This is a genomic window from Vreelandella aquamarina (assembly GCF_044805175.1).
Taxonomy (GTDB): Bacteria; Pseudomonadota; Gammaproteobacteria; order Pseudomonadales; family Halomonadaceae; genus Vreelandella; species Vreelandella aquamarina_B.
In genome coordinates this window covers 2,295,504-2,308,727 of sequence record NZ_CP085232.1, presented here as the reverse complement: position 1 = coordinate 2,308,727, position 13,224 = coordinate 2,295,504, and the positions used below count along the sequence as shown (strand labels likewise).

At 56.8% G+C, this 13,224-nt stretch carries 14 protein-coding genes; 7 read left to right on the top strand and 7 right to left on the bottom strand.

What is annotated here, in order from left to right:
- Positions 1-20: 20 nt before the first annotated feature.
- Together ettA and LG300_RS10785 are read right to left on the bottom strand one after the other, a co-directional pair.
- Positions 21-1,682, bottom strand: a complete 1,662-nt coding sequence (ettA, locus tag LG300_RS10790) for an energy-dependent translational throttle protein EttA (protein ID WP_404375329.1) — start codon at positions 1,680-1,682, stop codon at positions 21-23.
- Positions 1,683-1,935: 253 nt separating this feature from the next.
- Positions 1,936-2,148, bottom strand: coding sequence for a PA3496 family putative envelope integrity protein (locus LG300_RS10785; protein ID WP_404375327.1), 213 nt, complete (start codon positions 2,146-2,148; stop codon positions 1,936-1,938).
- A 252-nt stretch (positions 2,149-2,400) separates the two neighbouring features.
- Between LG300_RS10785 and LG300_RS10780 the strand changes: the two genes are divergently transcribed.
- Positions 2,401-3,543 carry an RNA-guided endonuclease InsQ/TnpB family protein gene (locus tag LG300_RS10780; RefSeq protein ID WP_404375325.1) on the top strand — a complete coding sequence of 381 codons (1,143 nt, stop codon included), beginning with the start codon at positions 2,401-2,403 and terminating at the stop codon, positions 3,541-3,543.
- A gap of 148 nt (positions 3,544-3,691) precedes the next feature.
- On the opposite strand, the gene LG300_RS10775 is transcribed toward LG300_RS10780, so the two are convergent.
- Together LG300_RS10775 and LG300_RS10770 are read right to left on the bottom strand one after the other, a co-directional pair.
- Positions 3,692-4,129 (bottom strand): PAS domain S-box protein, encoded by a 438-nt coding sequence (locus LG300_RS10775; protein ID WP_404375323.1) that lies wholly within the window; start codon positions 4,127-4,129, stop codon positions 3,692-3,694.
- Positions 4,130-4,318: 189 nt separating this feature from the next.
- Positions 4,319-5,632: an MFS transporter gene (locus LG300_RS10770; RefSeq protein WP_404375321.1), complete on the bottom strand. Its 1,314-nt coding sequence runs from the start codon at positions 5,630-5,632 to the stop codon at positions 4,319-4,321.
- A 127-nt stretch (positions 5,633-5,759) separates the two neighbouring features.
- Between LG300_RS10770 and LG300_RS10765 the strand changes: the two genes are divergently transcribed.
- Positions 5,760-6,029: a SelT/SelW/SelH family protein gene (locus tag LG300_RS10765; RefSeq protein WP_404375319.1), complete on the top strand. Its 270-nt coding sequence runs from the start codon at positions 5,760-5,762 to the stop codon at positions 6,027-6,029.
- A complete protein-coding gene (locus tag LG300_RS10760; RefSeq protein ID WP_404375317.1) occupies positions 6,026-6,913 on the top strand; it encodes a DMT family transporter in 888 nt (295 codons plus the stop codon). Before LG300_RS10765 ends, LG300_RS10760 begins: the two co-directional genes overlap by 4 nt.
- A gap of 205 nt (positions 6,914-7,118) precedes the next feature.
- Here the strand turns inward: LG300_RS10760 and LG300_RS10755 are convergent, their stop codons facing one another.
- The 3 genes from LG300_RS10755 to LG300_RS10745 form a co-directional block, all read right to left on the bottom strand.
- The gene (locus LG300_RS10755) at positions 7,119-7,421 is read right to left on the bottom strand and encodes an addiction module antidote protein (RefSeq protein ID WP_404375315.1); all 303 of its coding nucleotides are present in this window, start codon (positions 7,419-7,421) and stop codon (positions 7,119-7,121) included.
- A complete protein-coding gene (locus LG300_RS10750) occupies positions 7,418-7,717 on the bottom strand; it encodes a type II toxin-antitoxin system RelE/ParE family toxin (RefSeq protein ID WP_287148703.1) in 300 nt (99 codons plus the stop codon). The genes LG300_RS10755 and LG300_RS10750 overlap by 4 nt, the downstream gene beginning before the upstream one ends.
- A gap of 86 nt (positions 7,718-7,803) precedes the next feature.
- On the bottom strand, positions 7,804-8,403 hold the full coding sequence (locus LG300_RS10745) for an arylesterase (protein WP_404378023.1): 600 nt from the start codon (positions 8,401-8,403) through the stop codon (positions 7,804-7,806).
- 160 nt (positions 8,404-8,563) lie between these two features.
- Here LG300_RS10745 and LG300_RS10740 point away from each other — a divergent pair, with 160 nt between their 5' ends.
- The 4 genes from LG300_RS10740 (at position 8,564) to LG300_RS10725 (ending at position 13,189) form a co-directional block, all read left to right on the top strand.
- Positions 8,564-9,379, top strand: coding sequence for an ABC transporter ATP-binding protein (locus tag LG300_RS10740; protein ID WP_404375313.1), 816 nt, complete (start codon positions 8,564-8,566; stop codon positions 9,377-9,379).
- Entirely contained in the window at positions 9,372-11,936 is a 2,565-nt protein-coding gene (locus LG300_RS10735; protein ID WP_404375311.1) for an ABC transporter permease, read from the top strand. The genes LG300_RS10740 and LG300_RS10735 overlap by 8 nt, the downstream gene beginning before the upstream one ends.
- 204 nt (positions 11,937-12,140) lie before the next feature.
- On the top strand, positions 12,141-12,758 hold the full coding sequence (locus LG300_RS10730) for a DUF6036 family nucleotidyltransferase (RefSeq protein ID WP_044630553.1): 618 nt from the start codon (positions 12,141-12,143) through the stop codon (positions 12,756-12,758).
- Between the two features lie 2 nt (positions 12,759-12,760).
- Complete coding sequence (locus LG300_RS10725) at positions 12,761-13,189, top strand: hypothetical protein (protein ID WP_044630554.1); 429 nt, start codon at positions 12,761-12,763, stop codon at positions 13,187-13,189.
- Positions 13,190-13,224 lie beyond the last annotated feature (35 nt).

The following is a 13,224-nucleotide window of genomic DNA, read 5'->3' as shown; positions in this document are numbered from 1 at the left end:
GTTGGCTAACGCCTAAAACATTAAGCGTCGATGCGCTTGTACTTCATGCGTTTCGGCGTGTCGTTACCGACGCGTTTCTTGTGATCCTCTTCATATTCGGTGTAGTTACCGTCGAAGAATACCACTTCCGAATCGCCTTCAAACGCCAGGATATGGGTGGCGATACGATCCAGGAACCAGCGGTCGTGAGAGATCACCATCGCACAGCCGGGGAAGGCGAGCAGGGCTTCTTCAAGGGCGCGCAGGGTTTCGATATCCAGGTCGTTGGAGGGTTCGTCCAGCAGCAGCACGTTAGCACCCTGTTTCAGGGTTTGGGCCAGCTGCAGGCGGCCACGCTCACCACCGGAAAGCTCATCCAGGCGCTTCTGCTGGTCGTTGCCCTTGAAGTTAAAGCGACCAACGTAGGCCCGTGAAGAAACCTCATAGCCATTGATATTAAGAATATCCTGGCCATCGGACACTGCTTCCCACACAGTTTGCTTGTCGTCGAGGGCATCACGCAGCTGCTCAACGTAGGCAATATCGACGGTTTCGCCAATCACCACTTCACCGGCATCCGGCTGCTCTTTGCCGGTGACCAGCTTAAACAGCGTCGATTTACCGGCACCGTTGCCCCCCACAATACCCACAATCGCACCCGGCGGAATGGTAAAGGAGAGATCCTGATAGAGCAGTTTGTCATCGAAGCGCTTGGTAACGTTGTGGAACTCAATCACTTTGTCACCTAGGCGCGGGCCAGGCGGAATATAGATCTCGTTGGTCTCGTTACGCTTTTGGAAGTCGCCAGACTGCATCTCTTCAAAGCGGTTAAGGCGCGCTTTGCTTTTCGCTTGGCGTCCTTTAGCGTTGCTGCGTACCCACTCAAGCTCCTGCTTGATGGCTTTCTGGCGGGAGGCTTCTTGCTTCGCTTCTTGGGTCAGGCGCTGCTCTTTCTGCTCCAGCCACTGGGAGTAGTTGCCTTCAAACGGAATGCCCTGGCCGCGGTCCAGTTCCAGAATCCAGCCCGCTACGTTATCTAGGAAGTAGCGGTCGTGGGTAATGGCAACGACAGTGCCGTTGTAGTCGTGTAGGAAGCGCTCCAGCCACGCCACGGATTCAGCATCCAAGTGGTTGGTGGGCTCGTCCAGCAGCAGCATATCCGGGCTTGAGAGCAGCAGGCGGCACAGCGCCACACGGCGGCGCTCACCACCAGACAGGTTGCCTACTTTGGCCTCCCACGGCGGCAGGCGCAGCGCTTCCGCAGCGACTTCCAGCTTACGCTCGATGTTATGAGCATCTGCGGCTTCGATGATGTTCTCAAGCCGCGCCTGTTCGCTAGCCAGGGCATCAAAGTCGGCGTCAGGTTCGGCGTAGGCGGCGTAGACCGCGTCTAGCTTCTCCTGCGCTTCTTTGATGACGCCCAGAGCCTCTTCAACGGTATCCCGGACATTTTTTTCGTCGTCCAGCTGTGGCTCCTGGGGCAGGTAGCCCACATTAATGCCTGGCATCGGACGAGCTTCACCTTCAAACTCTTTATCGACACCGGCCATAATGCGCAGCAGCGTGGATTTACCGGCACCGTTCAAGCCCAGCACGCCAATCTTGGCGCCAGGGAAGAACGAGAGCGAAATATCCTTGAGAATTTGCTTTTTGGGAGGCACTACTTTGCCAACCCGATTCATGGTGAATACGTATTGCGCCATGGAAATCCGTTAGGTTGTGGTAAAAGCGGGATCAGCGTAATGCTGACTAGGTGCACAGATGATAGTGCCCAGCGCGGCTAAAGGCCAGAGACGCAGCGGGAAGTATGCGGTAGAAAAGAGGCGGTGGTGCTACTCAATGAACGTGCTAGCCAACGGTAAAGGGCGCTAAATCAAGCGCCCCATGCGGGTGGCCATGAAAGACAGCAGTACAGTGACATAGGTAAGTGACGTAGGTAAGTGAAGTAGATACAAGCTACTCTTCTTCGTCCCAGTCATCTTCAATAGCGCGCTGCAGGCGGCGCTCTTCAAGCCAGGCTTCTACTTGGCGACGGGCACGTAGCGTGTCCGCTTTACTAGGTTTACTTTTACCGTAGTGATCGTCATTGACAGCATCCAAGTTATCAAACTCGTCAACGTCAAGCCCGTCGCTGGTGTAGGTTTCACGATTTAAGGGGTCACGGCTCATGGTATGCCCTCCAACCCAAGCCGGCGCACCGGCATCACAACGGCTCCTTACCTAACGAAAGCAAAGTAAGAAGCGCCTAACGCTAAACAAGCGCCTTGCCGCTATATAACGCCACTTGGGTGGAAGTTCAAGCCCTAACTGTTTTTTTATCAGTCAGCGCGGAAAACCGCTTACTTTTAGTGAGCGGATGAATAGCGCGGCGTCCGCCAGGACGCCTTGTTTTCTTACCACTAGATGGCTAATGTGTAAGCCATGACAACCGAACGCGCCTACAGATACCGTTTCTATCCGACGCCCGAGCAGGCAACCCTGCTGGCGCAGACGTTCGGGTGCGTGCGGTTTGTCTGGAACACGGTGCTGCGCTATCGCACCAATGCGTTCTATCAGTGCCAGGAGAAAATCGGCTATCACGACGCCAGTGCGTTCCTGACGCAACTCAAGAAGCAGCCGGACACCGCCTTTCTAACCGAGGTTAGTTCGGTGCCGTTGCAGCAATGCTTACGCCATCAGCAAACCGCGTTCAAACACTTCTTTGCCAAGCGGGCACGCTATCCCCACTTTACATCCAAGAAACACCGGCAGTCGGCCACCTTTGCCAGTTCGGCGTTTTCGTACCGCAATGGCCAGATCACGCTGGCCAAGTGCCGCGAACCGCTCAAGATTCGCTGGAGCCGCGACCTGCCCTCGGCGCCCAGCACGGTGACCGTTTCCAAAGACCGCGCTGGTCGTTACTTCATTAGCTGCCTGTGCAAAGTGGACACTGAAGCGCTGCCGATCACGCCCAAGATGGTCGGTATCGACCTGGGGCTGAAAGACCTATTTGTGACCAGTGACGGAAAGCGGGTTAACAATCCCCGCCATACGGCGCGCTATGCGCGCAAGCTGGCGCGGGCGCAGCGGCAATTGAGCCGTAAGCAAAAAGGTTCGAATAACCGTGCCAAGGCGCGGCTAAAAGTGGCTAAATGCCATGCCAAGATTGCCGATACTCGGCGTGACCACCTGCATCAACTCACCCGCCAGATCGTGAACGACAACCAAGTGATCGCGGCGGAGAGTTTGCAGGTGAAGAACCTGGTTAAAAACCGTCACCTTTCCAAAGCGATCAGCGATGTCGGCTGGGGGGAGTTGGTTCGCCAGCTTGAGTACAAAGCGGCGTGGGCGGGACGGCAGTTTGTCCAGATCGACCGCTGGTACCCCAGTAGCAAACGCTGCCATGGCTGCGGCTTTGTGCGGGAGGCCCTGCCGCTCGATGTGCGCGTCTGGGATTGCCCAGGCTGCGGTACCCAGGGCATTGACCGTGACCTCAATGCCGCTCGAAACATCCTACAAGCCGGCACCGCGCTACTCGCCGGTGCCGAGAGTTGCAGCAAATACCGAGGGGCCCTCGGGAATTGACGCCTGTTGAGTTTGTGTAAGACCGTCAATGCCAAGGCATTGAAGGCAACGGACAGCGAAGCAGGAACCTGGAAGGCGACAACCAGGGAATCCCTTTCTTTTACGCCGCAGGCGGCAGCTTCCTAAGAAGCTGAGGGAGGGGAGGAGGTCAATTGGCGTTTTCCTGCTGCTTTTTTAGCTCGGCGAGTGCCAATTGGGCCTCAACTCGTTCGGTAACATCTTTCTGAACACCGATGTAGTACATCAAGTTGTCGGCTTCATCATATACCGGCGTAATCGACAGTTCATTCCAAAACATCGTGCCGTCTTTTCGGTAGTTACGCAGCACCTCCCGCGAGGGGCGGCCATCCTGTAACGCTTCGCGGATCGACGATAGCGCATCCTGGTCGCGGTCTTCGTTTTGCAGAAAACGGCAGTCGCGATACAGAATTTCATCCGCACTGTAGCCCGTTAAGCGCTCAAAGCCCTTATTGACGTAAATCAGGATGTTTTCGTCACCTTCCTGCTCCGCAACGACGATGCCATCTTCAGAAGCGTCAATAATGCGCTCAAGTAACTCCGGGTTGATCAAGGGAGATCGTTTCATTAATGAGTTCCTGTTGCTGCTTTCGTTCTTTCGTAGCCGTGGCGCTGTTGATCAGCGCGGGGCTCTCTTACTGCAGGACGATGCGGAATTTCACACCACCGAATAGAGGTAGAATAGCAAAAAAACAGCTCTCTACCGCCAACTGTTGCCCATCATGGCGAGCGTTGCGATGCTTTGCAATCAACAACGCTATTCAGCTTCCGGTAACCGCTGTGCGCTGAACACCGCCCCCGCTGCCGTGAGCGCCAATACCACCAGCAACATGGCGCTTCCTAGCCATTGCGCCAACGCGCCGATAACCCCCCCGACAACCAGCATCAGGATGCCCGTGAGCGTGTTGGAAAGCGCTACGTAAAGGGCGCGGTTATCCTGGTTGGCAATATCCACCAAATAGGTTTTACGCCCCAAGCGAACACCGTGATGCACAATCACCAGCAGCGCATAGATAGCCGCATAGGGCAGCACGCTCTGGGTCCAGTGGCCCGGTAGCCAAGCCAGGACCGCGCCTAATAGGCAGCACAGCACGGTACCCACGGCGGCGTCGCGCATTACCCGACGGCTGGATTGATCCGCGCGCTTGCCCCATATCGGGCTTGCCACCATGGCGGCCAGGCCGGAAACCACAACCAACACGCCTAGGCCGCCCAGCTCGGTTCCGCTCTGCTGCTGGCCAAGTAGCGCCAGATAAGGCAGCGCCAGCGCGCTTGAAAGTAGCAGGGCCCTAGCGACATTGAAGTGTAAAAATGTACGGTCTTCACGCAGTAGCGATAGCCCCAGCTTAATGCTATCCCAGGCGTTTTCGCCGCCCTCGATAGAACCTGGCACCTCTTTAATGCGGGCAGCGCACAGCGCATTAAGCAACCAGCCCGCAGCTGCCACGCCCAGCAGTATAGCCAATGCCAAATTGCCGGGGCGGTCACCGAACCACATCAATACACCGCCGGCAACCAGCGTTGCGCCCCCCGCGACGCTGCCGCTCCAGCCCATCAAAGTGCCTCGGCGGCGTTTGGCGATGGTTTTGCCGAGCACATCCTTGGTAGCAATGGAGGAGAGCCCCCGTGCCAAAGAGAGCATGACCAACGCGGCCAACACCAACGAGCCACCAATAGCCCCGCTGCCCATTAGAGCCAGTAACGCCAAAGCAATAGCCGCCACCGCCTGCAGCACAGCCCCCGCCACCCACACCCACTTGCGCTGGGGTTTTAGACGAATAAAGCCAGCCACAAACAGCTGGGGGAGGAGGGCGCCTGCTTCACGAATCGGCACTAATAACCCCACCATCCATACCGGAGCGCCGATAATACCCAGCAGCCAGGGCAGCACTAAGCGGGCGCTCGACAGCTCATCCGCTAACTTATTGCCTAACGAAGCGAAAAGATGCAAAAAAAAGTTGTGTGGCTGCTCTTGGCAGGCATCGTCAGGTATATCGTCGCACATACGGCTATCGTCATCGCCTGTCAGCCACTCGTATAACTGCGTCTGTGAAACATCCGGTTGAGCCATGTCGGTTCCTTGGCGATTGCTAATTTAAGATGACAGAATGCCTACTTAGGATGCCACACATTGCTGCCAATAGGCTGGGCTGAAAGAAGCCGGTTGGCAAAGGAACTAATCAATAAGGATTCGAACGATGTCCCGCATTCAAATTCGCTACTGTACCCAATGTCAGTGGCTATTGCGTAGCGCCTGGTATGCTCAAGAGCTTCTCTCTACGTTTGGCGAACAGCTAACAGAGGTCGCGCTCTCCCCCTCCCACGGCGGTACGTTTGAGATCTGGTGTGGCGACACGCTGCTATGGGAGCGCAAGCGTGATGGTGGCTTTCCCGACATCAAAACACTCAAGCAGCAAGTGCGTGACCAGATCGACCCTGCCCGCGACCTGGGGCATATCGACCGATGACCCAAGATCAACAGGCGATGCTGTATGGATTGGGCGCCGTGGCGCTGTGGTCGACCGTTGCCACCGCCTTCAAGGTAGCCCTTGCATGGATGAGCCCCCTGGAGCTGATGTGGATAGCGGCGCTGGTTTCCTGGCTGTTGATGGGCGCACTGGTCATCAAACAGGGCAATATGGCGCTAGCGCTGCGCCAAGGCTGGCGAACAGCGCTCTGGGCCGGGCTAATGAACCCCGTGGCGTACTATCTGGTGCTATTTGCCGCCTATGACCGGCTGCCGGGTCAAGAGGCCATGGCGCTGAACTACACCTGGGCGCTTGCTATGGCGTTTCTGGCAGTGCCGCTACTGGGGCACCGCTTAACCCGCCTGGATGTTACGGCAGGGCTAGTCGCGTATAGCGGCGTGTGGGTGATCGCCACGCGGGGGAACGTCTTCAATGTCGCGTTTGAAGACCCCTTGGGCGTGCTGCTGGCGCTCTCATCAACCCTGCTATGGGCGCTTTATTGGTTGTTAAACGCAAAGGACAAGCGACAGCCCCTGGTAGGCCAGTGGCAAAATTTTAGCGTTGGGTTACCGGTGCTAACCATGTTGTTACTGCTTGGCCCCGGTGTGCAATGGCATGGCTGGCCCGCGCTAGGCGCAGGCGTTTATGTCGGCCTGTTTGAAATGGGCGTAGCCTTTGTGCTTTGGCAATTGGCCGTACAAAAAGTCTCCCGCACGGCCAAGGTCTCTAACCTGATCTTCCTATCCCCGCCGGTATCGCTGCTGCTGCTTTATCTTGTAGTTGGAGAGCCAATGCTGCCCTCCACGCTGGTCGGATTAGTGTTGATTTTATGCGGGCTTGGAATACAGCAGCTGCCAGGTAAACGAGAAAAGCGCGCAGCATAAAGATGGATTAAATCGTCAACCTACGACCTCTTTGTGTAATAACGCCATGCTATTAGGCATTAATGATGTACGTGGACCGCGGGAAGCCACCGTGCCCAACGCCAACCGCCGCAAGCTGCCTATTGGCATCCAAACGTTTTCAGATATTCGGGAAGGAAATTATTACGGCAGAGCGCTTGGTCAGATCAAACACAAAGGCAATGTTTTATGCTGCTGGCTCTTCATGATGCGGCTTCGCCGTCAAATCCATACCCAGTGCACGCATGACGGCCAACATCGTCTTTAGCGTTGGGTTGCCTTGCTCGCTGAACGAACGATAGAGCTGCTCACGGGAGAGGCCGGTTTCGCGAGCAAGTTCTGTCATTCCTTTAGCGCGCGCTACGATACCCATCGCTTTAGCAACATAAGTGGCATCTCCGGTTTCCAGCGCATCAGCGAGAAAGAGCGCGATGGCTTCATCGTTCTCTAATGCTGCTGCTGGGTCATAGTCGTAAATCTTATCGCTCATGACTCCTCCCATTCTGCTGCCAGACGCTGCGCTGTATCGATATCGTTTTGCTGCGTGCTTTTATCGCCACCACACAACAGGATGACAAGCTCATTGCCGCGTTGTTTAAAATAGACACGATATCCTGGGCCATGATGAATACGCAGTTCGCTGATGCCTTGGCCAACGGGTTTTACATCGCCAGCTAATCCATTGGCCAGCCTGAAAATACGGGCGGCAATCAGTGCTTTGGCGCGCGAATCGCGGAGCTTACGCTCCCACCGTCGGTAAGTGTCAGTCTGTTTAATAGCGAGCATGAAAATATAGTAGTTCTTAGACTACATGCGTGCAAGGCATGAAAAAATGGCGGTGCCCAGCGAGTCAGTGCCGTACGTAAAGTACGCTACTGAGAAGAAGCCTGGTACGTTTCCTCCAACAGCGTCTCAAGCGCAGGCCACACATTATCTAAGATAATCGGCTGGGCCTCGGCAGTGGGGTGGATACCATCGCTCTGCATGAGCTGTTTATTAAGCGCGATACCTTCCAGCAAGAAGGGCACCAGCGGAATATCGTACTCATCCGCGAGCGAATGAAAGACACTGGTAAACGCATCGCGGTAGGCTTGGCCGTAATTAGGCGGAATATCGATACCCAGCAGCAGTACTTCGGCATCGGCCTGCTGGCTCTGCTCGATGATGGTTGCCAGATTAGCGCGCATTTGGGCAGGCGGCAGGCCGCGTAGGCCATCGTTGCCGCCCAGCTCTAAAAGAACGATATCCGGCGGTTGCTGTCCGATGAGTTCGGCAAAGCGCTGGGCACCGCCTGAGGTGGTTTCCCCGCTAATACTGGCATTGACCACCCGGGCGTCGTCTTCAAGGCGTTCAGCCAGCAGCGCTACCCAGCCCTGCTCCTGCTCAATGCCATAGGCAGCGCTTAAACTGTCGCCCATGACCAGCAGCGTAGGTGGCTCTTCGGCGTAAAGGGGCGTCGTGCTCACCCACATGACCAGTGCAAAAGCGCTGGCTAAGCCAAGCCGGGCGGAGGTTAGCCGCGCCCATGCTTGAACGGCGCGCCGTCGTACCGATAGTGTTTGAGCAGCCAGTGTTTTAACAACCAGCATTTGAACAGCCAGTTTGTGAATCGCAAAAGGGAATCCATGCTTCATGTCGTACTCCTCTGACCCAACGTCCAATATGCCCACCGAAGATGCTTGCACGCGTCAGCCCACCACCGACATATCACCCGCCGATAAGGTTCCTCACGAAGCTACCAGCCAACCGGTTCTAAAAGCAGAAAAACTTGCCAAACGGGTGATAAGCGGTGAGCGCACACTTACCATCTTACACGACCTTTCCCTTAGCGTGGCGGCAGGGGAGAGCGTGGCGATCCTGGGTAAAAGCGGGGCGGGAAAATCAACGCTGCTAGGTTTACTGGCAGGGCTGGACACCCCCAGTGATGGCGAGCTAACGCTCTTCGGCCACGCGTTAAGCCGCCTGGATGAAGATGGCCGTGCCGCATTGCGGGCAGGGCGGGTAGGGTTTGTGTTCCAGAACTTTCAGCTGCTGCCTACCCTCAGCGCGCTGGAAAACGTGCTGCTGCCTCTAGAGCTATCCCCCCGCGCCGGAGAAACCCGCACCGCCCAGCAGTGGCTAGAGCGCGTGGGGCTGGGTGAGCGGACTTCCCACCAGCCCAAACAGCTCTCTGGCGGCGAGCAGCAGCGGGTGGCTATTGCCAGAGCCTTTGTGACAGACCCGGAGCTAGTGTTCGCTGACGAACCCACCGGCAACCTGGACCCCGACACCGGCGCGCAGATTATCGACCTGCTCTTTACGCTGAATAAAGAAGCAGGCACAACGCTGATTCTCGTCACCCACGACCACGCCCTGGCTCGCCGCTGCGACCGCTGCCTGCGCCTGACCAATGGGCAGCTAGTCCCGTTCGAGCCAGCCTCTACCAACAGTGAGGAAGGCGATGAGTGATATTAACTGGCGTTTAGCGGCGCGTAGTCTCAAGCGCGACCTGCGCGCAGCGGATGTGCGGGCGCTGTTTGTCGCGCTGGTGCTCGCGGTGGCCGCTTCCACCATGATTGCCTTCTTTCTCGATCGGTTAGAGCGCGGCCTGGAGCGCCAGGCAGGGCAGATGTTAGGGGGCGATTTAGTGCTTGAACAGCGCGACCCTTTCCCCGAAGAGCTGCGCAATACCCTAGAGCAGGCGGGGTTTACGCTCAGTGATCAGGTGGATCTGGTCTCCATGATTAGCCAGGGGGAGCGCTTTCAACCCGCCAGCCTCAAAGCGGTGGATGATGTATACCCGCACTACGGTGTCTCCCATGTAGATAGGGGCAATGGCGTAGAGCAAATCGCCTCCGGCCCACCCGCAGGCGAAGCCTGGGCCGACCCACGGTTGGCCGAGCTGGTCGGAATAGAGATAGGCGACCGTGTGCAGGTGGGGCAAACAGAACTCACCATCAGCGGCATTATCGAACGCGAAGCGGACCAATCCGCTGGCTTTAGTAACTTCAACCCCCGCCTGATGCTCAATACTGCTGATCTGGAAGCCACCGGGCTGATACAGCCAGGCTCGCGCATCGAGTTCGAGCTGCTAGCCGCTGGGCCGCCTACTGCACTAGACCAAGTGCAGGGTTTGTTGGCCGAGCTAAGGCGCGAAGGCGTAGAAGTACGTGATGTGCGGGTAGACCGCCCGCAGTTGGGTAATGCCCTGCAGCGGGCGGAAAGCTACCTGGGCCTTGCCGGGTTAGCGGCGGTACTGCTGGCAGGGGTGGCCGTGGCGATGTCGACCCGCCGTTACGTAGAGCGCCACCTGGATACCGCCGCGCTGCTGCGCTGCTTTGGTGCCAGCCAGTATCAGCTTGTGACGATTTTCAGCCTGCAACTGATCGGGCTAGCGTTAATGGCCTCCCTTATCGGCGCGCTGCTGGGCTTGGTAGGCCAAGCGGTGCTGCTATGGCTATTAACCAGCTTCCTGCCCATGACGCTGCCGCCCCCTGGCATTATGCCGCTATGGTTGGGCATCTTCACCGCGCTGGCGGTGCTCGTGGGGTTTGCGGGGCCAACGCTGCTGCGTATCAAGCAGGTCAGCGCATTGAAAGTGCTGCGCCGTGAGCTGGACCCGCTGCCACCCGCTGCATGGCTGGTCGTCGGCGTGGCCGGTACGGTGTTTGGTGGCCTGTTGTGGCTCTACTCCGGCAGCTTCTCTCTGGCCCTCGCCCTACTGATTGGCGGCTCGGCGCTGCTTGCGCTGCTGTGGGGCGTCAGTTCCGTGTTGTTAAATGGCTTACTCCGCGCTGTGCAGGGCCTGACCGGGGGTGGTGAATGGGTACAAGCGTTCCGCCTGGGCGGGCGCCAGTTAGCCCGCCGCAAGCAGGCGGGATTAGGCCAACTGCTGGCATTTTCAGTGACGTTTTTTGCTATGGCGATGATCGTCCTGGTGCGTGGGGATCTGCTCACCACATGGCAAGACCAACTGCCAGACGACACCCCCAACTACTTTGCCATCAACATTCAGCCCAGCGAGCGGGATGCGTTTGAGCAAGCAGTGGCGCCACGGGTCGAGACCCAAAGCACGCTCTACCCTATGGTGCGCGGGCGCATCACCGAGATTAACGGCCAAGCGCCCAGGGAGGCGGTACCCGCCGATGCCCGAGGCGACAACTCGCTGCGCCGCGAGCTAAACCTGACCTGGCAATCCGAATTGCCCGAAGGCAACCAAGTGGTGGCAGGGCAGTGGTTCACCCCCGCCAGCGAGCCGGAAGGGTGGATGAGCGAAGTAGACGCGACACCTTCTAGCAACACACAAACCGTGCCGATTTCGGTTGAGGATGGCTTGGCCGAGCGTCTTGGATTGGGGCTGGGTGACGAAATCACCTTCTCCGTGGGCAGCGACAGCATCACCACCCGCATTGAAAGCCTACGTAGCCTGAACTGGGACAGCTTTAACCCGAACTTCTTCGTGATCTTCCCGCCCGGCGTGCTGGAGTCGTTTGGCCACAGCTACATTACCGCTTTCCATCTGCCGGATGAAGAGCAGGGCTTGGTGCGTGAGCTGGTCAGCGACTTCCCCGGTGTCTCGCTGCTCAACGTGGATGCCATTCTAGGGCAGGTGCGCGATGTGTTGACTCAGGTGACTCGCGCCGTGGAGCTAGTGCTAATCCTGGTGCTGTTAGCAGGCATCAGCGTGCTCTACGCCGCGCTCACCGCCAGCCGCCCGGTGCGTGCCCATGAAAGCGGCCTGCTGCGGGTATTTGGTGCTGGCAACCGGATGATCTCCCGCGTGCAAGGGGCTGAATACGCGCTGCTCGGATTCGCCAGCGGCCTGCTAGGGGCAGTGCTCGCAGAACTCGCCACCGCCGCACTCTACCTCTACTGGCTCGATTTAACCCCACGCCTGCACCTCGGCCTATGGCTAGCACTCCCCATCGGCGGCGCGCTGCTGATAGGCATCATCGGTCATGCGCTTTCCTACAGCCTGCGTAGGCAAGCCCCCGCCGCCAGCTTAGGTCTGCTAGGCGAGGCTTAATCTACAGCCATAAAAGCTCCCTCCTACAGCAGTTTATCGGGGCATTGCCGAAGGCAGTTGTAGGAGGGGCACCTGATTAGGCGATGAAGACACGATTGTGGGAGGCCAATTTATTGGGCGACGGCGGCACCAGCCGCCCTTAGCCTGCCGAGGCACCAGTGCCTTCATCATCGCGAGCGTTTTCTTGTATGTTTAGGAGAGATTATGCCGATTGCGCCAGGTAATTACCCAATCATCGAGCCCAACACACCACTTGGGCGCGCGCTAGTTGAGTTTTTTGATGTGCTCGTGCCTGTCTATGGGAGCGGAGAAAAGGGGGTCTTCCAGGCTATTGTATTCGGTGGCTGTGCGGTTCATATCCACACACAAGCTCGAGGCAGTGCCGATATTGACGCTGAGGTAGCATCACATGGATTGGCTAAGAAGTCTGATATTATCGCCCTTCTGGGCGAAGATGCCTATGTGTTTACCGATGATGCAGGAGTTGTGCAAATATTGGAGCTAGATATCAGCTTTAACACGACATTAGCTCCATTGCATGAAGATTACGAAGATCGTGTCATTCGGTTGATGATCCAAAGTCATGCCCCTAACGTTGAAGTCTATGTCGCGAGTGCGCTAGATGTGGCGATCTCAAAGCTTGGTCGTTTTGGCGAACGCGACCAAAATGATATTCAAACATTGTTGCAACTCCCCTATGTTGATATCGAAGAATTCGAACGGTTAGCTCGGGAAGCGATCAGTTACTATGTTGGCGATGAAACTCGTATTTTAGGTAATCTGAAAATGATGCTGGATGAGTATCATCATAGCGAGGGTTAAAGATGCAGTTTTCCGTCACGCATAAGCAGCTATATCGGGTGGGGGCTCGCCCCCTTGAGAGTGCTGTTGAGGATATCAAAAAGCTGGCTGATTCCATCTGGTATAAAGGGTATCGGCCTACTTGGAGAGAGCTCGAAACCCTCGCTACTGCTATGCCTCATGAGCAGTTCCAGCGTTCGCTCTGTGTTCTTGAAATGCTGAGCCAATATCCTGTTTGTCACCGTGATACTGCGCTAGATTTACAGCAGATGACTCAGCGGTACCATCAGCAGTTGTTAGGAAAAGATGAGGTTTTAACACCGGGCCGATATTCTCCTAGCAAAAGATGGGGGCTAAGTGATACCACCGTATCGCTTCGAAAAGCCCTGCTACCTTTGCAAACACGTACTTATGCTGACAAACACAGCCGCTTCCACGGGCTTAGCGCCTGAAAGATAAGAAAGCCCTTGCAGGGTCCCATTGCCCA

Coding starts and splice junctions, on each gene's coding strand:
- ettA (WP_404375329.1), bottom strand. CDS start 1,682: ATGGCGCAATACGTATTCACCATGAATCGGGTTGGCAAAGTAGTGCCT.
- LG300_RS10785 (WP_404375327.1), bottom strand. CDS start 2,148: ATGAGCCGTGACCCCTTAAATCGTGAAACCTACACCAGCGACGGGCTT.
- LG300_RS10780 (WP_404375325.1), top strand. CDS start 2,401: ATGACAACCGAACGCGCCTACAGATACCGTTTCTATCCGACGCCCGAG.
- LG300_RS10775 (WP_404375323.1), bottom strand. CDS start 4,129: ATGAAACGATCTCCCTTGATCAACCCGGAGTTACTTGAGCGCATTATT.
- LG300_RS10770 (WP_404375321.1), bottom strand. CDS start 5,632: ATGGCTCAACCGGATGTTTCACAGACGCAGTTATACGAGTGGCTGACA.
- LG300_RS10765 (WP_404375319.1), top strand. CDS start 5,760: ATGTCCCGCATTCAAATTCGCTACTGTACCCAATGTCAGTGGCTATTG.
- LG300_RS10760 (WP_404375317.1), top strand. CDS start 6,026: ATGACCCAAGATCAACAGGCGATGCTGTATGGATTGGGCGCCGTGGCG.
- LG300_RS10755 (WP_404375315.1), bottom strand. CDS start 7,421: ATGAGCGATAAGATTTACGACTATGACCCAGCAGCAGCATTAGAGAAC.
- LG300_RS10750 (WP_287148703.1), bottom strand. CDS start 7,717: ATGCTCGCTATTAAACAGACTGACACTTACCGACGGTGGGAGCGTAAG.
- LG300_RS10745 (WP_404378023.1), bottom strand. CDS start 8,403: ATGTGGGTGAGCACGACGCCCCTTTACGCCGAAGAGCCACCTACGCTG.
- LG300_RS10740 (WP_404375313.1), top strand. CDS start 8,564: ATGTCGTACTCCTCTGACCCAACGTCCAATATGCCCACCGAAGATGCT.
- LG300_RS10735 (WP_404375311.1), top strand. CDS start 9,372: ATGAGTGATATTAACTGGCGTTTAGCGGCGCGTAGTCTCAAGCGCGAC.
- LG300_RS10730 (WP_044630553.1), top strand. CDS start 12,141: ATGCCGATTGCGCCAGGTAATTACCCAATCATCGAGCCCAACACACCA.
- LG300_RS10725 (WP_044630554.1), top strand. CDS start 12,761: ATGCAGTTTTCCGTCACGCATAAGCAGCTATATCGGGTGGGGGCTCGC.